The organism is Streptomyces sp. NPDC007991, assembly GCF_042958445.1.
In the GTDB taxonomy this organism is placed as follows: domain Bacteria; phylum Actinomycetota; class Actinomycetes; order Streptomycetales; family Streptomycetaceae; genus Streptomyces.
Window position 1 is genome coordinate 25,700 of the sequence record NZ_JBIBJD010000011.1, and the last position, 19,007, is coordinate 44,706.

A 19,007-nucleotide genomic window follows, 5' to 3' on the forward strand; every position below is an offset into this window, starting at 1 on the left:
ACCGATTGTTCGGTCGTCGGCACATTTTGGCTACGGGTGGCCTCAGGCTGTGGACAAACGGTTCTCCACACCCTCTGATGGACGCAGTACGTCCATGGTAGGGAGGCGGGCGCAGGTGGCATCTGAACAAATGGCCGAGAGCCAGGACGACAGCGGCCTGTTGCCGCCGCCCCCGCGTCCGCTGGACGCCATCGACCAGGACATCCTGCGCATGCTCCAGGCGGACGGCCGCGCCTCGATACGGTCGGTGGCCGAGCGGGTCCACGTCTCACGCGCCAACGCCTACGCCCGCATCAACCGGCTCGTCGAGGACGGTGTCATCCGCGGCTTCGGCGCCCGCGTCAACCACGAACGGGCAGGTCATGGGACGTCCGCCTACATCACCCTGAAGATCGTGCAGAACTCCTGGCGCACGGTGCGCGAGGAGCTCAGACAGCTGCCCGGCGCCTCGCACATCGCCCTGGTGGGCGGGGATTTCGACGTGCTGCTGCTGGTGCACGTGTCCGACAACCGGGCGCTGCGCGAGCTGGTGCTGACCCGGCTCCAGGCGATCCCGCAGGTGCTCAGCACGCGCACGCTGCTGGTGTTCGAGGAGGAGGACCTGGAGCCGCAGGGCTGAGCTCAGGCGCTCTTGCGCAGTCCCCCGAACGCCAGCTGCACCACCGCGTCGGCCACCTCGCGCTCGTTCATGCCCCGCCCGCCCGGCCGGTACCACTCGACGAGCGAGTTGATCATGCCGAAGACCAGCCGGGTCACCAGGCGGACCTCTATGTCGCCGCGCACGTCCCCGTCCGCGGCGGCGGCCTTGAGCAGGTCGGCGACCCGGTGGTCGAAGTCGCGGCGGCGCTCCAGGGCCCACCGCTCGGTGTCCGTGTTGCCACGCACGCGCAGCAGGAGGGTCACATAGGGCAGCTCGGCTATCAGCACCTCGACCATGCGCCGGACGACGTACTCCAGTCGCTCGGCGGCGCGCCCCACGCGCGCGTGCTCCTCGTCGAGGATCCCGAAGAGGCCGTCCAGGGCCCGGCTCACGGCGCGGCGCAGCAGCTCCTCCTTGCCGGCGACGTGGTGGTAGATCGACGACTTGGAGATGCCGGCCGCTTTGGAGAGGTGCTCCATGGACGTGCCGTCGTAGCCGCGCTCGTTGAACACCCGGACGGCGACGGACAGCAGCGTGTCCGGGGTGTAGGTGTCCCGCCTGGGGGTGGTCATGAGGCGGTGCCCTCCCGCTTGTCGGAGGCGTGGGCGTGGCGGTACAGCGCGAGGGACGGCGCGTAACGCCCCGAGGGATCGCGCAGGTGCAGGTCGTCCAGGAGGGCGTACGCCCAGGAGCGGCCGAGCCGGCGGCTCCACTCGAAGGGACCCAGGGGGTAGTTGACGCCGAGGCGCATCGCGGTGTCGATGTCCTCCTCGGTGGCCACGCCCTTGGCGACGGCGTCGTGCGCCAGGTCGATGATCCGCGCGACCGTCCGGGCGACGATCATGCCGGGGACGTCGCCGATGACGCTGACCTGCTTGCCGAGCGCCTGGAACAGGCCGACGGCCTCGGCGAGGGTCTGCGGGGAGGTGTCCTGGGAGGCGGACAGGGCGATCCGGGTGGCCTTGCGGTAGTCCAGGGCGAGGTCGAAGTAGACGACGTCCCGGAACTCCACGGAGGTCTGCCCGTCGGCGAGGGCGAGCTGACCACCGCTCGGCAGCACCAGGCGGGTGCCGTCGTCCTCGTCCTCGTCCCGGACCGGGATGCCCGCCTCGCGGATCAGCGCGAGCAGCTCACCGGCCGGGCCCAGGTCGCCCTCGGCGATGACGTAGGCGGGCGGCTGCCGCTTCTCGGCGGTGTCCGGCTCGGGACGCTCGGCGCCGTCCCGGTGGTCGTACCAGCCCTGCCCGGTCTTGCGGCCCAGCCGGCTGGACTCGACCAGGCGGCGCTGGGCCAGGGACGGCGTGAAGCGCACGTCCTGGAAGAAGGACTCCCAGACCGACCGCGTCACGGACTCGTTGACGTCCTGGCCGATCAGGTCGGTCAGCTCGAACGCGCCCATCCTGAAGCCGCCCGACTCGCGCAGCACGGCGTCGATGGTGGCCGGGTCGGCGCCCTGCGCCTCGTGGACCGCGAAGGCCTCGGCGTAGAAGGGCCGGGCGATGCGGTTGACGATGAAGCCGGGGGTGTCCGCGCAGGCGACCGGCGTCTTGCCCCAGGCGCGGGCGGTCTCGTACGCGCGCGTGGCGTACGAGACGTCGGTGGCGAACCCGGAGACGACCTCGACCAGCGGCAGCAGCGGCGCCGGGTTGAAGAAGTGCAGGCCGACGAAGCGGCCGGGGGCGCGCAGGGCGCCGGCGATGGCGGTGACCGACAGGGACGAGGTGTTGGTGGCGAGCAGGCAGTCGTCGCCGACGAGGTCCTCCAGCTCGCGGAACAGGTCCTGTTTGACGTCGAGGCGCTCCAGGACCGCCTCGACGACCAGGGCGCAGTCCGCCAGCTCGGAGAGCGCCCCGGCGGGCAGCAGGCGGGCGCGGGCGGCGTCCCGGTCGGCGGCGGTGAGCCGGTCCTTCTCGACGAGCCGGTCCAGGCGGGCCCCGATCGCGTCGGCCGCCTCCCCGGCCCGACCGGGAAGGGCGTCGTACAGCCGTACGGGATGGCCCGCGACCAGCGCGACCTGGGCGATTCCCTGACCCATCGTGCCGGTGCCGACGACGGCCACGGGGCTGCTGAGGTCGAGTGCTGTCATGTGCGCGATCCTCCCGCACGGGGTTTTCCACAGATGCGGCGGACCCCCTTGAACCGACCGATCGTTCGGTTACTCTAGCTCTGTCCGAGTGTTCCTGCCCAGGTTTCTGCCCAGGTCATGAACTCGACGAGGAGTTCTTGAGACGAGGAGTTGGTCACCCATGACCGCCGCACTCTCGGCGCACGAGCTGATCGCCCGGCACCGGTCCACCCTCGACCAGGCGCTGGAAGCGATCCGCACGCGCGCGTACTGGTCCCCGCACCCCGAGCACCCCAAGGCCTACGGGGAGAACGGCAGCCTGGACGCGGCCGCGGGCAAGGCCGCCTTCGACGCCCTGCTCGGCACCCGCCTCGACCTGGGCCAGCCGGGCACGGACGACTGGGTGGGCGGCGAGACGTCCCCGTACGGCATCGACCTGGGCGTGACGTACCCGCACGCGGACCTCGACGTGCTGCTGCCCGCCATGCAGGCCGGCCAGCGGGCCTGGCGGGACGCGGGCGCGGAGCAGCGCGCGGTGGTCTGCCTGGAGATCCTCAAGCGCATCAGCGACCGGACGCACGAATTGGCGCACGCGGTCATGCACACCTCCGGCCAGGCGTTCATGATGGCGTTCCAGGCGGGCGGGCCGCACGCGCAGGACCGCGGCCTGGAGGCGGTGGCGTACGCCTACGTGGAGCAGGTGCGCACGCCCGACACGGCGGAGTGGACCAAGCCCCAGGGCAAGCGCGAGCCGCTGGCCATGACCAAGCAGTTCACGCCCGTCCCGCGCGGCATCGGCCTGGTCATCGGCTGCAACACCTTCCCGACGTGGAACGGCTACCCGGGCCTGTTCGCCTCCCTCGCCACCGGCAACGCGGTCCTGGTCAAGCCCCACCCGCGCGCGGTGCTGCCCCTCGCGCTCACGGTGCGGGTCGCGCGCGAGGTGCTCGCGGAGACCGGCTTCGACCCGAACCTGGTCGCGCTGGCCGCCGAGCGCCCCGGCGAGGGCATCGCCAAGACCCTCGCGCTGCGCCCCGAGATCCGGATCATCGACTACACGGGCTCGACCGCGTTCGGCGACTGGCTGGAGGCCAACGCCCGCCAGGCCCAGGTCTACACGGAGAAGGCCGGCGTCAACACGGTCGTCGTCCACTCCACGTCCGACTACAAGGGCATGCTCTCCAACCTGGCGTTCTCGCTGTCCCTCTACAGCGGCCAGATGTGCACGACCCCGCAGAACCTGCTCGTCCCGCGCGAGGGCATCGCCACGGACCAGGGCCCCAAGTCGTACGACGAGGTGGTCGCCGACCTCGCCCGGGCGGTCGACGGACTGCTGGGCGACGACGCCCGGGCGAACGCGCTGCTGGGCGCGATCGTCAACCCGGACGTGAAGGCCCGGCTGGAGGCCGCGGCAGGGCTGGGCGAAGTCGCCCTCGCCTCCCGGGAGATCACCAACCCGGACTTCCCCGGGGCGGTCGTCCGGACGCCGGTGATCGTGAAGCTGGACGGGGCCAAGCCGGACGCGGAGGCCGCGTACATGAGCGAGTGCTTCGGGCCGGTCTCCTTCGCCGTGGCGGTCGACTCGGCGGCGGACGCGGCGGAGCTCCTGCGGCGGACCGTCCGGGAGAAGGGCGCGATGACCGTCGGGGCGTACACGACGGACCCGGAGGTCGAGCAGGCCGTGCGGGAGGTGTGCCTGGAGGAGGCGGCACAGCTGTCGCTGAATCTCACGGGCGGGGTGTATGTGAACCAGACGGCCGCGTTCTCCGACTTCCACGGGTCGGGGGGCAATCCGGCGGCGAGTGCGGCGCTGTGCGACGGGGCGTTCGTCGCCAACCGGTTCCGGGTGATCGAGGTGCGGCGGGAGGCCTAGGAGCCCGGGGGTGCGCTGATTGCGCGGGCGCGGGCCGTTCGTGGTTGCTCGCGCAGCTCCCCGCGCCCCTAAGGCACGTTGCAGCTCCAGTGGTACAAGGTCATCGCCACGCTCGTCGCCAGGTTGTAGCTGCTGACCTGGGGGCGCATCGGCAGGGACAGGAAGTGGTCCGCACGCGCGCGTAGGTCCGGTGACAGGCCCGTGCGTTCGGAGCCGAAGGCGAGGACGGCGTCGTCCGGGAGCTTCACGGCCCGGATGTCGTCGCCCTCCGGGTCCAGCGCGAACAGCGGGCCCGGCGGCAGTCCGGACACCTCCAGCCGTTCCACCGCCGTCGCGAAGTGCAGCCCGGCCCCGCCGCGCACGACCGTGGGGTGCCAGGGGTCGACCGTCCCCGTCGTCACCACGCCCGTCGCCCCGAAGCCGGCGGCCAGACGGATCACCGCGCCCGCGTTGCCCAGGTTGCGCGGGTTGTCGAGGACGACGACGGGCGCCGTGCGGGGCGTGTACGCCAGCTTCCGGAGGTTGGACTCGCGCGAGGGCCGTACGGCCAGGGCGGCCACGGCGGTGGGGTGCGGGCGCGGGACGAACGACGCGTACGTCTCGTGCGGCACCTCCGTCAGCAGCCCGGCCAGCGCGTCCCGCACGTCCGGGGCCAGCTCGTCCGCGAGGGCGAGCGTGGCCGCCCGGTCCGCGGTGACGGCGACCGGCACCTCGGCGCCGAACCGCACGGCGTGCTTGAGGGCGTGGAAGCCGTCGAGCAGGACGGTGCCGTCGGCGAGCCGGCGCCAGACGGTGACGGGGTCGGTCATGTCCCGAAGCCTACGTGCGTGGCCTCGGGGCGCTCGTGGGTGTGCTGGTCAGGGGCTTGCGCGGGCCCGCCGCGCCGCAGCAGCCACTCACGCGCGCGTGCCGCCCGGCCGCCCAGCCGGCGCAGGAAGGACGTCGGCAGGAACACCACGTCCGCCGCGATCATCGCCAGCGAGAAGAACGGCAGTCCGAGCACGACGGCGATCGCGGCATGCTCGGTGATCATGACCGCCAGCAGGACGTTCTTCACCCGCCGGTTGAACAGCGTGAACGGGAAGGCGACCTGCACGAGGACCGTCCCGTAGGTCACGAGCATCACCATCGTGCCGCTGGCGGTCAGCAGGTCGGCGAGCCCGGGCCAGGGCGAGAAGTACTCCAGGTGGAGCGGGTAGTAGACGGCGGTGCCGTCCTGCCAGCGCGAGCCCTGGATCTTGTACCAGCCGGCCGTCGCGTAGATCAGACACGCTTCGGCCATGATCACGAACAGGGCGGCGTTGTGCACGATGTTCGCGACGACGTCGAGCATGATCCGCGGCTCACCGGTCTTCGCACGGCGCCCCGTCAGCCACCACAGGGCCTGCGCAGCCCACACCGTCCACAGCAGCGCCGGTATCAGCCGTTCGCTCTCCATCCGGCCGGCCAGGGTCGCCCCGATCAGCACGACCCCGAGCACACCCCACAGGGCCGGGCCGGTCCGGTCCGTGACCCGCTCGCCCCGCGCGTGTGCCGCCCGGGCGCGCGCGGCCCGCCTGGCGTCCAGCGACCACACCTGGGCGCAGCGTGTGAACACCAGATAGACCGACATCAGGTGCAGCACGTTGTCGCCGCCGTCGCCCATGAAGACGCTGCGGTTCTGCAGCGACAGCACCCCGACCATGAACAGCACCGACATCGTGCGGGTGCGCCAGCCCAGCATCAGCAGGGCACTGGCGAGGACCGCGAGCAGGTAGACGCTCTCGAACCAGATCCCGCCGTCCGACCACAGGAGAGCGGTGAAGGCCTTGTTGGTCCCGATCAGCTGCTCGGCGAGACCCCAGCTCCAGGGCCCGTCGGGGCCGTAGAGCTCGTGGCGGTGGGGGAACTCGCGCAGCAGGAAGAGCAGCCAGGTCGCGCTGAAGCCGATGCGGATCACGGCGGTCTGGTACGGGCCGAGGGCCGCCTCGGTGACCCGGGCGATACCGTGCGAGACAGCCAGGGAGAAGCGGTTCACCGCACACCACCCCCGGCCTCGTCCGACGGCACCGGCCACCACGGCAGCTCGCGGTAGGCCGGCGTCGTGGACACCTTCTCCCGGCTCCACTTGGGCGGGGGCACGTTGCTGGTGCGGGAGCGGACCTGGACCCGCTCGATGGCCCCGCCGCCCCCGGTCGCGGCCCGCACGGCGTCGTCGCGTCCGAGGCGCAGCACCACGATCCGGCGCAGATACGACTCGGAGAGCGAGCCGCGCAGGCCCACCGGGCGGTTCTCACCGTCGTGCGTCGCGAGGAAGAAGTCCCAGGCCCGGCGCAGCTCGTTCTGCTGTGTGTGGCTGGGCAGCAGGTTGCCGTCGATGGCCCGGCCGTCCTCGGCGGACAGGTCGTACCAGCCGGTGGTCAGCGTCCCGCCCTCCCCGTCCCGGACCTCGGCCCGGACCTGGATCGAGATGTTCTGCTGGAGCGGGTTCGGCGCGAAGAGCTTCCAGTTCTGCTCGAACTCCGGGTAGATCCAGTCGTCCACGGCCTTGCCGTGCTCCCGGGTGACGGTGTTCGGCGGCGCGACGTGCAGAAACGTCATCCCGAGGTGCGCACAGGCCACGACCGCGACGACCGCGAGCGCCAGGGCGACACCGATCTGGTAGCGGAGGGAGAGCGCGCCGATACCGGCGCGGTGCCCGGCGGGCGGGTTCAGCTCGGCGGGCGGGTTCGGCCCGGCGGGCGGGTTCGGCCCGGCGGGCGGGGACGGCTCGGCAAGCCCGACGGACGGGGTGGGCACGCCCGGCTCGGCAGGCCCGCCCGGCGCTGTCGGCCCATTCGGCGCCGGTCCCGGCCCGTTCGGCGCCGGCCCAGGCCCGTCCGGCCCGTGCCGGGCGTTCGAGCCTCCGTCGTACGCGTCCATCCAGCCCCGTTCCACGATCCCGGTCCGTCGTTGTCGTCCGCCCGGTCGCGAGGGCGTCGCACCGCCCGCGCACCGCTGCGCGACATCGGCACGGGCACGGTACTCAGGCCGCCCACCCGGGCACAGCCTCTTGCGCCGGTTCCGGCCGTGGCCGTCACCACACGGCGATCCCCCCGCTCCACAGGGGACCCCGCAGGAGGGACACCCTATGACGCCCGCCCGCACAGCCATTCCCCTGTTCCGGAACCCATTCCCTTCTTCTAGAACCTGTTCTATCTTGCGCCCGTCAGCTCAACGGGACCGGCCGGAAGGACAGGCACCGTGGACTTCAGCTTCACCGAGGAGCAGCAGGCGGCGGCCGAGGCGGCGAAGGGCGTGTTCGCCGCGGTGGCGCCGGACACCGTGCCCAGCCCGGCCCTCACCCCGGGCGCCGTCGCCGACACCTTCGATCGCGCCCTGTGGGCCAGGCTCGCCGACGCCGATCTGCTGAGCCTGCTGCTGGACGCGCGCCACGGCGGGGCCGGCCTGGACGCGATCGCGCTGTGCCTGGTGCTGCGGGAGTCGGCGCGGGTGCTGGCCAGGGTGCCGCTGCTGGAGCACAGCGCGGCAGCCGCCGCCGTCCAGACCTACGGCAGCGCGGAGGCGAAGGCCGCCCTGCCGGCCCGGGCGGGCCGGGGCGAGCTCGTGCTGACCGTCGCCGCGCACGGCCGCACCGGCCACGACCCGGCCGAGCTCGCCGTCACCGCACGGCGGGACGGCGAGGCGTGGGTGCTGGACGGCGTGCAGACGGCGGTGCCGTGGGCCTACGACGCGGACGTCACGGTCGTCCCCGCGCACACGGAAACCGGCCGGACCGTGCTCGCCCTGGTGCCCCGAGGCCAGGACGGGGCCGTCCTCGCCGAGCAGTTCTCCACGAGCGGTGAGCGGCTAGGGGAGCTGCGGCTGGAGTCGGCGCGGCTCCCCGGCCGGGACGTGATCGACGCCGACGGGGCATGGGAGTGGCTGCGGGACCTGCTGGCCACCGGGACGTGTGCGCTGGCGCTCGGGCTCGGGGAGCGGGTGCTGCGGATGACCGGGCAGTACACGAGCGAGCGGGAGCAGTTCGGCTTCCCGATCGCGACCTTCCAGGCCGTCGCCGTGCAGGCCGCCGACCGCTACATCGACCTGCGCGCGATGGAGGCCACGCTGTGGCAGGCCGCGTGGCGGATCTCCTCGGGAGCACCGGGCGCGCTGCCCGCCGCCGGTGACGTCGCCGTCGCCAAGATCTGGGCGGCGGAGGGCGTACGCCGGGTCGTGCAGACCGCGCAGCATCTGCACGGCGGGGTCGGCGCCGACGTCGACTACCCCCTGCACCGGTACCACGCCTGGGCCAAGCACCTGGAGCTGTCGCTCGGCCCGGCCGCGGCGCACGAGGAGGCCCTGGGCGACCTGCTGGCGGCCCACCCCCTGGCCTGAACCCACCGGCGGCCGACCGCGACCGACCGAAGCCCGAAGGGCGCTACAGGCGCTACAGGACGAACCCGGGCTGCCCGTCGTCCGTCACGACGGGACGGCCCGCCGCCTCCCACACCTGCATGCCGCCGTCGACGTTCACGGCGTCGATGCCCTGCTGGGCCAGGTACATCGTGACCTGTGCGGAACGCCCGCCGGAGCGGCAGATCACATGGACCCGGCCGTCCTGCGGGGCGGCCTCGGTCAGCTCGCCGTACCGGGCGACGAAGTCGCTGAGGGGGATGTGCAGCGCCCCTTCGGCATGACCGGCCTTCCACTCGTCGTCCTCCCGGACGTCCAGCAGGAAGTCGCCGTCCTTGAGGTCCGCGACCTCGACCGTGGGCACACCAGCTCCGAAACTCATGCGTCCGACGCTACCCGAAGCGCCGCCCGGCCCGACCGGAACGCCGCTCAGCCCTCGGCGAGCAGCCCGGCCAGCTCCCGCTCCCGCTCGGTGACCTGGGTGCGCAGCTGCTGTCCGATCTCGTCCAGGAGGCCGTCCGGGTCGTCCGGGGCCAGCTGGAGCATGTGGCCTATGGCGCTCTCCTCCAGCTCCTTGGCGAGCAGGGCGAGCAGTTCCTTGCGCTGGGCGAGCCATTCGAGGCGGGCGTAGAGCTCCTCGGCGCGGCTCGGGACCCGCTTCAGCTCGGGCCCCTTGGCCCACTCCTCGGCGAGCTCGCGCAGCTCCGCCTCGTCGCCCCGGGCGTAGGCGGCGTTCACCCGGGTGATGAACTCCTCGCGCCGCTCGCGTTCCTTCTCCTCCTGCGCCAGGTCCGGGTGGGCCTTGCGGGCCAGCTCGCGGTAGAGCTTGCGGGCCTCCTCGCTGGGGCGGACCCGCTGCGGCGGCCGGACGGCCTGGTCCGTGAGCATCGCCACGGCCTCCGGGAACAGGCCGCTGTCGTCCATCCAGCCGTGCAGCAGTTCCTCGACGCCGGGGATCGGCGCGAGCCGGGCACGGGCCTCCTCCGCCCGGCGCCGGTCCTCCGCGTCGCCGCTGCGGGCGGCTCTGGCCTCCAGGATCCGGGCGTCCAGCTCCTCCAGCCGGGCGTACAGCGGACCGAGCTTCTGTTCGTGCAGCCGGGAGAAGTTCTCGATCTCGACGCGGAAGGTCTCCACCGCGATCTCGTACTCGATCAGCGCCTGCTCGGCGGCCCGCACGGCCCGCTCCAGCCGCGCTTCGGGCCGCGCCGCATCACCTTCGGGCGTCACCCGTTCCTCACCGGCGCCGCCACCACCCTGCTCAGCTTCCGGGGTCGTCACCCGACCAGCGTAGGCCACGGCCCGACCGCTTCCGCGCTCCGGACCGTCACACCCCGGAGGTCCTCAGGGGTCACACCCCCATCTCCGCCGCGACCTTCCCCGCCCGTACCGCCGCCACCAGGTCCGCGTGGTCCGCCTCCGTACGGTCCGCGTAGGCGACGGCGAACTCGGCCATCGCCTCGTCCAGCTCCTCGCTCTTGCCGCAGTAGCCGGCGATGAGGCGGGGGTCGGCGCTGTGGGCGTGGGCACGGGCCAGGAGGGCGCCGGTCATCCGGCCGTAGTCGTCTATCTGGTCGGCGGCCAGGGCGGCCGGATCGACGCTGCCCTTGCGGTTGCGGAACTGGCGGACCTGGAAAGGGCGCCCGTCGACCGTCGTCCAGCCCAGCAGGATGTCGCTGACGACCTGCATCCGCTTCTGCCCCAGCACGACCCGGCGGCCCTCGTGGCCGGCCGCCGGCGCGTCGAAACCGGCCGTCAGCAGATGCGGCACCAGCGCCGACGCCCGCGCCTCCTTCACCTGGAGCACCAGCGGCTCGCCCCGGTGGTCCAGGAGCAGCACCACATAGGACCGGGTGCCGACACTGCCGGTACCCACGACGCGGAACGCCACGTCGTGCACCGCGTGCCGGGCGAGGAGCGGCAGGCGGTCCTCCGGCAGCGTGCCCACGTACTCCTCCAGGGACGCCGCCACCGCCGCGGCCTCCTCGTCCGGGACGCTCCGCAGCACCGGCGGGGCGTCCACGAAGCGGCGCCCGCCGTCCTGCGTGGCCTGCGTCGACTTGGCCGCGAAACGGCCGCTGGTGTTGTGGCGGGCCTTCTCGGAGACCCGCTCCAGCGTGCCGATCAGGTCGTGGGCGTCCGTGTGGGAGACGAGCTCCTCGTCCGCGATGGCGTTCCACGCGTCCAGCACCGGGAGCCTGGCCAGCAGGCGCATGGTGCGGCGATAGGCGCCCACCGCGTCACCGGCCGCCTTACGGCATCTGTCCTCGTCCGCCCCGGCCTCCCGGCCCGCGAGCACCAGGGACGCCGCGAGGCGCTTCACGTCCCACTCCCAGGGGCCGGGCACCGTCTCGTCGAAGTCGTTCAGATCGATGACCAGGCCGCCGCGGGCGTCGCCGTACAGGCCGAAGTTGGCCGCGTGGGCGTCGCCGCAGATCTGGGCCCGGATCCGGGTCATGGGGGTGCGCGCCAGGTCGTGGGCCATGAGGCCCGCGGCGCCGCGCAGGAACGCGAACGGAGTGGCGGCCATGCGGCCGACCCGGATCGGCGTCAGCTCGGGGAGCCGGCCGCGGCCCGACTCCTCGACCGCGCTCACCGCGTCGGGCCGGGAAGGGTCCGCGTCGAGCGTGGCGTGCGCGCCGCGCGGGACACGCTTGCGCAGGGCCTTGCCCTCGTCCTTCGGCGAGCCCTCGACGGGCCACGCGGCGAAACCGCGCACCCGCGGCAGCCGACGGGTCGCCGCCCGCGCCGCCGCCCCGTCCTCGGCTCCAGCACCGTCCCTGGTCACACCGACCGCCTCCCCCGCACGCGCACGAACATCAACTCGTGCGACCGTACAGCCGACGGCCGAAACGCGTCAGACCCTGTGGACAACTCCACAGCTGTGGACAACCCGTGCGGAGCAGACACCTCCAGCGGGTGTCCGCCCAGCTAGGCCCCCGTCGAGACCTGCGTCGGCACGGCCCCCTCCTGCACCCGCACCTGAACCCGGCCCTGCACAGGCGTCTCCACCTGCCCCTGCGCCAGCACCCGCTCGGCCCGCTCCGCCGAGATGTCGAGCCGGGCCAGCACCGCGGGGACGGCGATACTCGGCAGGAAGTGTTCGAACATCACGACGATGCGGCGCTCCAGATCCTGCCGCTGGCAGCGCAGTTGCGACAGCAGCTGCACCCCCGAGAAGCTGCCGACCAGCAGTTCCGCCGTCTCCGCCACGTCGACGTGCGGCAGCAGTTCGCCCTGGGCCTTCGCCTCGGCCAGCATCTGCACGTTCTGGTCGATCCACATCCGGAAGGCCGGAGTGCGGTCGAGGTCCATCGCCCCCTGGTCGAGGGCGAGCCCCACACTGGCGCGAACCAGCGGTTCGGACCGCAGCCGGCGGGCCAGCACCAGCCCGGAGTCGACGAGTTCCTGGAGCTTGCTGGACTGCGGCGGCAGCGTGATCGCGAGCTGCTCCTCGAACACCCCCACCGCCAGCTCCTCCTTGGAACTGAAGTGGAAGTACAGCGCGCCCTTGGTGACGCCCGCCCGGTCCAGGATCTCCCCGATGGTGGCCGAGGTGTAGCCGCGTTCGTCGAAGACGGCCGCGGCCGCTTCGAGGATGGTCCGCCGGGTGCGGATCGCGCGCTCCTGTCGCGCCATCGCGTGCCTCCTGATCTCCGTCGATCCCAGTGAAATCGCTGTGCGGCGGGGGCGCGAGAGCCTGTCCCAGCGGTTTGTCTCACCCTTTGAAAAAAACCGGCTCGTCCGTATCTTAGTCAAACGCCGACCTCAGCCAGGCAGCTGATCCTGGGGGTTCTCATGCCGCAGTCAGAACCTTTAAGCGCACCCATGGACGATCAGACCGGACAGGAGGGCCGTCCGGCAAACAGAACCACCGCGGCCGTCGAGAACGCGCCACACGCCGCAGCCAGCGACCCCACGGAACCTCCCGAAGCCCCCGGAGACCCCGGAGCCCCCGAGACCGTCCCGGTCACCAAGGAACTCGCCCACCGCACCACCGAAGCAGACGTCTTCCCCGCCCGGTGGCGCCGAATCTCCGAAACCCGCTTCCGTTTCACCGCTCACTGGCCGGCCGCACACGCCTTCTTCGGCCCGGTGGACGACCTTCACCAGGACCCGATGATCGTCGGCGAAACGTTGCGGCAGGCCTCGATGGTGCTCGCGCACGCCGAGTTCGGCGCCCCCGCCGACACCCACTTCGTCATGTGGGACCTGACGGTCCACACCGACCCGTCCGCGCTCCTGCTGGCCGACGCGGCCGAACCGGTCGAGGTCGACGTCGTGTGCTCCGAGATACGCCGTCGCGGTCGCGGCCTGAGCAGCATGCGCACCACGATGGAGTTCCGCCGCGCGGGACGCTTCGTCGCCCGCGGCACCGGCAGCACCGGCTGCACCTCGCCGCCCGCCTACCGCCGCCTGCGCGCCAAGCAGTTGGCCGAACTGGGTACCCCGGTGCCGCTGCTGCCGGGCATCGCACCGGAACTCGCCGGCCGCGCCCGCGCCGAGGACGTCGTCCTCGCCCCCGCCGACCGCCCCGGCGTCTGGCGGCTGCGCGTGGACACCGGCCACCCGGTGCTCTTCCCGCGGCCCAACGACCACGTGCCCGGCATGGTCCTGTTCGAGGCGGCCCGCCAGGCGGCGACCGCGGCGACCGGCCGGCACCCCTTCCTGCCCCGCTCGATGACGGCGGCCTTCTCCCGGTACGCCGAACTGCACAGCCCCTGCTGGATCGAGACGGAGGTGCTCGACGAAGCGTCGGCGGATCCGGGGGAGACGACCGTACGGGTCTCGGGTCGGCAGGACGGCGAGCCGGTCTTCAGCGCCACGCTGACCTGCGCGCAGCCGGCCCGGGTACGGTCCCTGTCGTGACGGTCGACCTTCTGATCACGGGCGCGAGCGGCTTCGTCGGCAGCCGGGTCGCCGCCGCCGCGCACCGGCAACCCGGCGTCCGCGTACGGCACCTGTCACGCCGTACGCCACCGGAAGCCGGCCCCGGCGCGTTCGTCCACGGCGACCTGGGCGACCCGCCCTCCCTGCGCGGCGTCTGCGCGGGCGCCGACGTCCTGGTGCACTGCGCCACGCGGATCGACGGCGACGCCGCGGCCGTCGAGGCCGTCAACGACCTGGGCACACGGGCCCTGGTCGAGGAGGCCGTGCGCGCCGGGGTGCGCCGGATCGTGTACGTGAGCACGGCCGCCGTGTACGGCCGGGGCCCCTTCCGCGGTGTCCGGCCCGGGGAGGTGCCGATCGCGCCCGCGTCGGCCACCAGCCGCACCCGGGCCGCCGCCGAACGGCACGTCCTCGACGCGGGCGGCCTGGTGCTGCGCCCGCACCTCGTGTACGGCGAGGGCGACCGGTGGGTCGTCCCCGGACTGGTCTGGCTGCTGGGCGAGTTGTCGGCGACGGCCCTCACCGGCTGCGAGGCGCTCCAGTCGATGATCGACGTCGGCACCCTGGGCCGTGCGGTGGTGGCCGCGACCCTGTCCCCGGCGCACGACGGCGGTGTGCACCACGTCAACCACCCCGAGCCGGTGGCGGTCCCGGACCTGCTCGGGGCCGTGCGCACACTGTCGGCGGAGCCCGGCGGCGGTGCGGCGGTGGACGTCGCCACCGCCCTGGAGCGGGCCGCCGGGAAACCGCTCGCCCTGCACCACCTCGGCATGGTCACGGTCGACCACTGGTTCGCGGACGACACCTTCTGGAAGGACCTCGACTGCTCGCCCGGCGAGGGGTTCGCGGCCGGATTCAGGCGCTCGGCACCCTGGTACCGCTCGTTCCTCCAAGGCCGGAAAGCTTCCTGATCGCCTCGGCCTCTTGCGGACGCGGACCCGTCTGCGGACCGGGATCGCGGCCGTGCAGCAGCACGGGCAGCTCCTGGTGGCCCGTGGAGATGATGGACCGCAGCCGCCGCGGAGGCCGGGACGGATCGGCCAGGGCCAGCCGCGGGAACCGGTCGAACAGCGACGTCAGGGCCACCGTCGCCTCGGCCATGGCCAGGGGCCGGCCCAGGCAGTGGTGCACGCCGTGGCCGAAGGAGACATGGTCGCGGCTGGTGGACCGGGTGACGTCGAACCGCTCGGCGTCCGGGCCGTGCCGCTCGGGGTCGCGCCCCGCGCCGGCGAACGAGACCACGACCGGATCACCCTTCGGAATCGTCAGACCTGGCTCGATCTCGATGTCCTCGACGGCGTAGCGCAGCCCCGACATGGCTCCGGGTGCCTCGAAGCGCAGCGACTCCTCGATGGCGTCCTCCCAGGTCACCTGCCCGGAGCGGACGAGTGCGAGCTGGTCGGGGTGGGCGAGCAGGCTGTGCACGGTGTTGTCGATGAGGTTGACGGTCGTCTCGAAGCCCGCGGTGAGCAGCAGGATCAGGTTGTCCATCAACTCCTGTTCGCTGAGGCTGCCTTCGTCGTGCGCCGCCATGAGGGCCGTCGTCAGGTCGTCGGCCGGGTGCTCGCGCTTGTACTGGAGGAACGCGGTCAGCGTGCCGTACAGCTCGACTCCGTTCGCCTGGGCGTCCTCCAGGGTGATCGCCGTGTCGAAGAAGCGGTTGATGATGCGGTAGAGGGCAGCCCGCGGACCGTCCTCACCCGGCGGTACGCCGAAGAGTTCGCACACCACCTCGTGCGGTACCGGCGCCGCGAACGCCGCCCGCAGGTCGACGACTTCGCCCTCGGGGATCCGCTCCAGGCCGTCCAGCGCCCGGTCGACGATCTCCTGGACGCGCGGCAGCAGCGCGTCGACGCGGCGCTTGGTGAAGGCGGCGGCCATCGGCCTGCGCAACCGGCTGTGGTCGGCGCCGTAGGCCGTGACCATGTTGCGCACCGACACCCAGATCGCGAGCGGCCAGGTGCGGGAGATGTCCCCGTTGATCCAGGCCGGCCAGTGCTGGAAGGCGTCCTTGCTCGTCTCGGGGCCGGCCAGGAGCCGCTTGTTCAGCTCCAGGCCGTTGATCCACCACGCCCGTACGCCGCCCGGGAGTTCCACCTCCACGGCCGGTCCCTGGGCGCGGATCCGGGATATCTCGCCGTACAGGTCCTGGCCGGACGGGTCGATCGCCAGGAAGGGGCAGGCCTGCTGTGCCATGACTCATCGCTCCTTGGTCCAGAGGCTGGGGATCCATCGTGCGGTCCGTGTGACGGGAAAACTTGGCATCCGGTTTGTTTTGACCACCAGTTCACTCGCTGTCGGACAGGGGGAGCCCGGGCGGCGCGTACCTCCGGGCGCCGTCCCGGGACGCCCTCTACCGCAGCGCGAGCCCCGCCCGGCCCGACTCCTCCAACGCCCCGTCCCCCTCATCCGGTTCCCTGCCGGAGTCCGGCTCGGTCCCGGCCGGGTCCAGCGCACCGGCCAGGTGCGGTGCGGCCACGCACGGCAGGAGCAGGTGCCACAGGTCGGTCAGCGAGGGGCGCGCGAGCCAGCAGGGGTCCTCCCGGGCCAGCACCTCGATGCCGGTCGTGGCGGCGAGGACGACCGCGCTGGAGCGGTGCGGTGGCATCCCGGCGGCGAGTTCGCCCCTGCTCTCGGCTTCGGCCAGCAGCTCCTGCACGCACTCCCGCCACTCCCCGCGCAGGTCACGCGCCCGCCCGGTGACCGCCTCGGCGTTGAGCCGCAGCCCCGCGCGCACCACGGTGTCGGCGCACAGCAGCCGGGCGACGTGGTGCGAGACGTCCACGAGGCGCTGGAGGGCGCACCCGTCGCCGCCACGGCCCCGGACCGCGATCTCGCGCAGGGCACGGGCGGCCGCGTGCTCGACGGCTTCGGCCACGGCGGCCTTGTTCGCGAAGTGGAAGTGCAGCGCCCCGGAGCTGACGCCGGCCCCCGCGCTGATCTCCGCGAGGCTGGCCCGGACGTATCCCCGTGCCTCGAACTGCTCGGCCGCCGACCGGATCAGCGCGAGACGGGTCCGGACGGCCCGGTCCTGTTTGGTCACCCCTGGCTCCCGTGGAGGGCTCTGATGGCGACGCAATGAAACCAACTCGCTGGTTTTTCCACAACGCGCCGATGAGCCAGGGGCCTTGGTCAGGGCGCGGCGGAACCTCCCTCCGCGGGGAACGCCGGGCACCTCGCGGCCAAGAGCCGTCGAGTGGCCGGCCGCCCACCCCCTACGACCGCAAATACGCCAGCACGGCCAGCACCCGGCGATGGGTCTCGTCCGCCGGTGGCAGGTCCAGCTTGGTGAGGATGCCGGAGATGTGCTTGCCGACGGCCGCCTCGGAGACGACCAGTTCGCGGGCGATCGCGCTGTTGGACCTGCCCTCCGCGATCAGCGCCAGCACCTCCCGCTCCCGCGGGGTGAGCCGCTCCAGCGGATCGCGGCGGCGGCGCAGCAACTGCCGTACGACCTCGGGGTCGACGACCGTGCCGCCGTCGGCCACCTCGCCGAGCGCCTCGACGAACTCCTCGACCTGGCCGACGCGGTCCTTGAGCAGATAGCCGACGCCCGTGCCGTCACCGGAGTCCAGCAGCTCGGCGGCGTAGCGGCGCTGCACGTACTGGCTGAGGACCAGGACGGGCAGCGTGGGCCGCTCCTGGCGCAGCCGTACGGCCGCGTGCAGGCCCTCGTCCTGGAAGCCGGGCGGCATCCGCACGTCCGTCACCACCACGTCGGGGGCGTGCTCCCCGACCGCGGCGATCAGTGCCCCCGCGTCCCCCACCGCCGCGACGACCTCGTGTCCGCAGCGGCCGAGCAGCCCGACGAGCCCGTCCCGCAGCAGCACGCTGTCCTCGGCCAGGACCACCCGCAGCGGTCGCTCAACTCGCAGGGCCACAAGGGATCTCCACACGCAGCAGGGTCGGTCCGCCGGGCGGACTGGACAGGGAGAGTCTGCCATCGAGCACCGACACCCGGTCGGCGAGTCCGGTCAGCCCGCTGCCCTCCCGGGCCCGCGCACCGCCACGCCCGTCGTCGCGGATCCGCAGGACCAGCCGGCCGTCACGGTGCCCGCCGCTCACCTCCGCCCGGCTCGCCCCGCTGTGCCGGCCCACGTTGGCGAGCGCCTCGCACACCACGAAGTACGCGGCGGCCTCGACGGCCTGGGAAAGCCGCCCGGGCAGCTCCAGGTCGACGTCCACGGGCACGGCCGAGCGGTCGGCGGCGTCGGCGACGGCGGCTTCGAGGCCGTAGTCGGCGAGGACTTTGGGATGGATGCCGTGGATGAGTTCGCGCAGTTCCGCGAGGGCCGTGCCCGCCTGCTCATGGGCCTTGGCGAGCTGGTCGGCCAGCGGTCCGGGCGGGGCGTCCAGCCGGGCCAGGCCGAGCGTCATCGTCAGGGCGACGAGCCGCTGCTGCGCCCCGTCGTGCAGATCGCGCTCGATCCGCCGCCGTTCCGCCTCGAAGGCGTCCACCAACCGCACCCGGGACCGGGCCAGTTCGACCACCCTGGCCCCCAGGTCGGCCTCGCCCGGGGCGATCAGCAGCCGGGCCAGCCCGGCCCGCGCACCGGCGGCGACACCCAGCAGGTAGGCGCCCGGGGCGAGCAGGAGCAGCCCCAGGACGGCGCACCCGGCGGCGGCCGGCCAGGTGGTGACCAGCCACACCTTGAGCACCTTCGCCTCTCCGAAGACGGCCATGAGCACCGGAGTCGCCAGCACGGAGAGCGGCCCCAGCAGGAAGGCGGTGAACGCGAGAGCGTCGACCGGCCACAACAGGCCCGCGAACAGCAGGGCATGGCCGAGCTCCCGCCAGGTGGCCCGCTCCCGCAGCCGGGTCGTCAGCCAGGCCCGCAGCCCCGGCTCCCCGGGCGCCTCGTGCGGGCCGGACGCCGGCTCCGCGTCGACCAGGCGCAGCCGGAACCGCTCCAGAGCCGCCACCGGAATGCCCGCCAGGGCCGTCCCCAGCAGCAGGGGCAGCCCCACCAGCGCGAGGGCGAGCACCCCGCCGGCCGCCACCGAGACCACGAGCCCCACGAGCACGACGGCACCGGTCACCGCGCCGGTGAGCAGGTATCCGGCCGACCGCCACGGCCACGCCCGCAGCAGATAACCGGGGCGGGACATGGCCTGCCACACGTTCCGAGGATGCATGGGGATCACCGTAGAAGCGGGCCGTGGCCCCG

General features: G+C 73.0%; 18 protein-coding genes. 5 read left to right on the forward strand and 13 right to left on the reverse strand.

Annotation, left to right across the window (positions count from 1 at the left end; genetic code table 11):
- Positions 1 to 130 precede the first annotated feature (130 nt).
- Entirely contained in the window at positions 131 to 619 is a 489-nt protein-coding gene (locus tag ACFZDA_RS29355) for a winged helix-turn-helix transcriptional regulator (RefSeq protein WP_391088080.1), read from the forward strand.
- A 2-nt stretch (positions 620 to 621) separates the two neighbouring features.
- On the opposite strand, the gene ACFZDA_RS29360 is transcribed toward ACFZDA_RS29355, so the two are convergent.
- Together ACFZDA_RS29360 and ACFZDA_RS29365 are read right to left on the reverse strand one after the other, a co-directional pair.
- Positions 622 to 1,212 (reverse strand): TetR family transcriptional regulator, encoded by a 591-nt coding sequence (locus ACFZDA_RS29360; RefSeq protein WP_391087341.1) that lies wholly within the window; start codon positions 1,210 to 1,212, stop codon positions 622 to 624.
- Positions 1,209 to 2,726 carry a 3-hydroxyacyl-CoA dehydrogenase gene (locus tag ACFZDA_RS29365; protein WP_391087344.1) on the reverse strand — a complete coding sequence of 506 codons (1,518 nt, stop codon included), beginning with the start codon at positions 2,724 to 2,726 and terminating at the stop codon, positions 1,209 to 1,211. The genes ACFZDA_RS29360 and ACFZDA_RS29365 overlap by 4 nt, the downstream gene beginning before the upstream one ends.
- A 160-nt stretch (positions 2,727 to 2,886) precedes the next feature.
- On the opposite strand from ACFZDA_RS29365, the gene paaN reads away from it, so the two are divergent.
- Complete coding sequence (paaN, locus tag ACFZDA_RS29370) at positions 2,887 to 4,578, forward strand: phenylacetic acid degradation protein PaaN (protein WP_391087347.1); 1,692 nt, start codon at positions 2,887 to 2,889, stop codon at positions 4,576 to 4,578.
- Between the two features lie 68 nt (positions 4,579 to 4,646).
- On the opposite strand, the gene ACFZDA_RS29375 is transcribed toward paaN, so the two are convergent.
- From ACFZDA_RS29375 to ACFZDA_RS29385, 3 genes are read right to left on the reverse strand one after another with little or no spacing between them, the layout of a single operon-like run.
- Positions 4,647 to 5,387, reverse strand: coding sequence for a TrmH family RNA methyltransferase (locus tag ACFZDA_RS29375; protein WP_391087350.1), 741 nt, complete (start codon positions 5,385 to 5,387; stop codon positions 4,647 to 4,649).
- Positions 5,384 to 6,595: an HTTM domain-containing protein gene (locus tag ACFZDA_RS29380; protein ID WP_391087353.1), complete on the reverse strand. Its 1,212-nt coding sequence runs from the start codon at positions 6,593 to 6,595 to the stop codon at positions 5,384 to 5,386. Before ACFZDA_RS29380 ends, ACFZDA_RS29375 begins: the two co-directional genes overlap by 4 nt.
- Entirely contained in the window at positions 6,592 to 7,479 is an 888-nt protein-coding gene (locus ACFZDA_RS29385) for a DUF5819 family protein (RefSeq protein WP_391087356.1), read from the reverse strand. The genes ACFZDA_RS29380 and ACFZDA_RS29385 overlap by 4 nt, the downstream gene beginning before the upstream one ends.
- 321 nt (positions 7,480 to 7,800) lie before the next feature.
- Here ACFZDA_RS29385 and ACFZDA_RS29390 point away from each other — a divergent pair, with 321 nt between their 5' ends.
- Positions 7,801 to 8,934 (forward strand): acyl-CoA dehydrogenase family protein, encoded by a 1,134-nt coding sequence (locus ACFZDA_RS29390; RefSeq protein ID WP_391087359.1) that lies wholly within the window; start codon positions 7,801 to 7,803, stop codon positions 8,932 to 8,934.
- Between the two features lie 52 nt (positions 8,935 to 8,986).
- Here the strand turns inward: ACFZDA_RS29390 and ACFZDA_RS29395 are convergent, their stop codons facing one another.
- The 4 genes from ACFZDA_RS29395 to ACFZDA_RS29410 all read right to left on the reverse strand — a co-directional run bounded on the left by ACFZDA_RS29395 (position 8,987) and on the right by ACFZDA_RS29410 (position 12,588).
- Positions 8,987 to 9,316 (reverse strand): rhodanese-like domain-containing protein, encoded by a 330-nt coding sequence (locus ACFZDA_RS29395; protein WP_391088083.1) that lies wholly within the window; start codon positions 9,314 to 9,316, stop codon positions 8,987 to 8,989.
- 65 nt (positions 9,317 to 9,381) lie between these two features.
- Complete coding sequence (locus ACFZDA_RS29400) at positions 9,382 to 10,230, reverse strand: hypothetical protein (RefSeq protein WP_391087363.1); 849 nt, start codon at positions 10,228 to 10,230, stop codon at positions 9,382 to 9,384.
- Positions 10,231 to 10,300: 70 nt separating this feature from the next.
- Positions 10,301 to 11,737: a DUF2252 family protein gene (locus tag ACFZDA_RS29405; RefSeq protein WP_391087366.1), complete on the reverse strand. Its 1,437-nt coding sequence runs from the start codon at positions 11,735 to 11,737 to the stop codon at positions 10,301 to 10,303.
- A 143-nt stretch (positions 11,738 to 11,880) separates the two neighbouring features.
- The gene (locus ACFZDA_RS29410) at positions 11,881 to 12,588 is read right to left on the reverse strand and encodes a ScbR family autoregulator-binding transcription factor (protein WP_391087369.1); all 708 of its coding nucleotides are present in this window, start codon (positions 12,586 to 12,588) and stop codon (positions 11,881 to 11,883) included.
- A 189-nt stretch (positions 12,589 to 12,777) separates the two neighbouring features.
- Here ACFZDA_RS29410 and ACFZDA_RS29415 point away from each other — a divergent pair, with 189 nt between their 5' ends.
- Both ACFZDA_RS29415 and ACFZDA_RS29420 read left to right on the forward strand, forming a co-directional pair.
- Positions 12,778 to 13,818, forward strand: a complete 1,041-nt coding sequence (locus tag ACFZDA_RS29415; RefSeq protein ID WP_391087371.1) for a ScbA/BarX family gamma-butyrolactone biosynthesis protein — start codon at positions 12,778 to 12,780, stop codon at positions 13,816 to 13,818.
- On the forward strand, positions 13,815 to 14,750 hold the full coding sequence (locus tag ACFZDA_RS29420) for an NAD-dependent epimerase/dehydratase family protein (protein ID WP_391087374.1): 936 nt from the start codon (positions 13,815 to 13,817) through the stop codon (positions 14,748 to 14,750). Before ACFZDA_RS29415 ends, ACFZDA_RS29420 begins: the two co-directional genes overlap by 4 nt.
- On the opposite strand, the gene ACFZDA_RS29425 is transcribed toward ACFZDA_RS29420, so the two are convergent.
- The 4 genes from ACFZDA_RS29425 to ACFZDA_RS29440 all read right to left on the reverse strand — a co-directional run bounded on the left by ACFZDA_RS29425 (position 14,695) and on the right by ACFZDA_RS29440 (position 18,975).
- Entirely contained in the window at positions 14,695 to 16,035 is a 1,341-nt protein-coding gene (locus tag ACFZDA_RS29425) for a cytochrome P450 (protein ID WP_391087376.1), read from the reverse strand. The genes ACFZDA_RS29420 and ACFZDA_RS29425 overlap by 56 nt on opposite strands.
- 157 nt (positions 16,036 to 16,192) lie before the next feature.
- A complete protein-coding gene (locus ACFZDA_RS29430) occupies positions 16,193 to 16,882 on the reverse strand; it encodes a ScbR family autoregulator-binding transcription factor (RefSeq protein WP_391087379.1) in 690 nt (229 codons plus the stop codon).
- Between the two features lie 172 nt (positions 16,883 to 17,054).
- A complete protein-coding gene (locus ACFZDA_RS29435; protein WP_391088086.1) occupies positions 17,055 to 17,714 on the reverse strand; it encodes a response regulator in 660 nt (219 codons plus the stop codon).
- Complete coding sequence (locus ACFZDA_RS29440) at positions 17,704 to 18,975, reverse strand: sensor domain-containing protein (RefSeq protein ID WP_391087382.1); 1,272 nt, start codon at positions 18,973 to 18,975, stop codon at positions 17,704 to 17,706. Before ACFZDA_RS29440 ends, ACFZDA_RS29435 begins: the two co-directional genes overlap by 11 nt.
- Positions 18,976 to 19,007 lie beyond the last annotated feature (32 nt).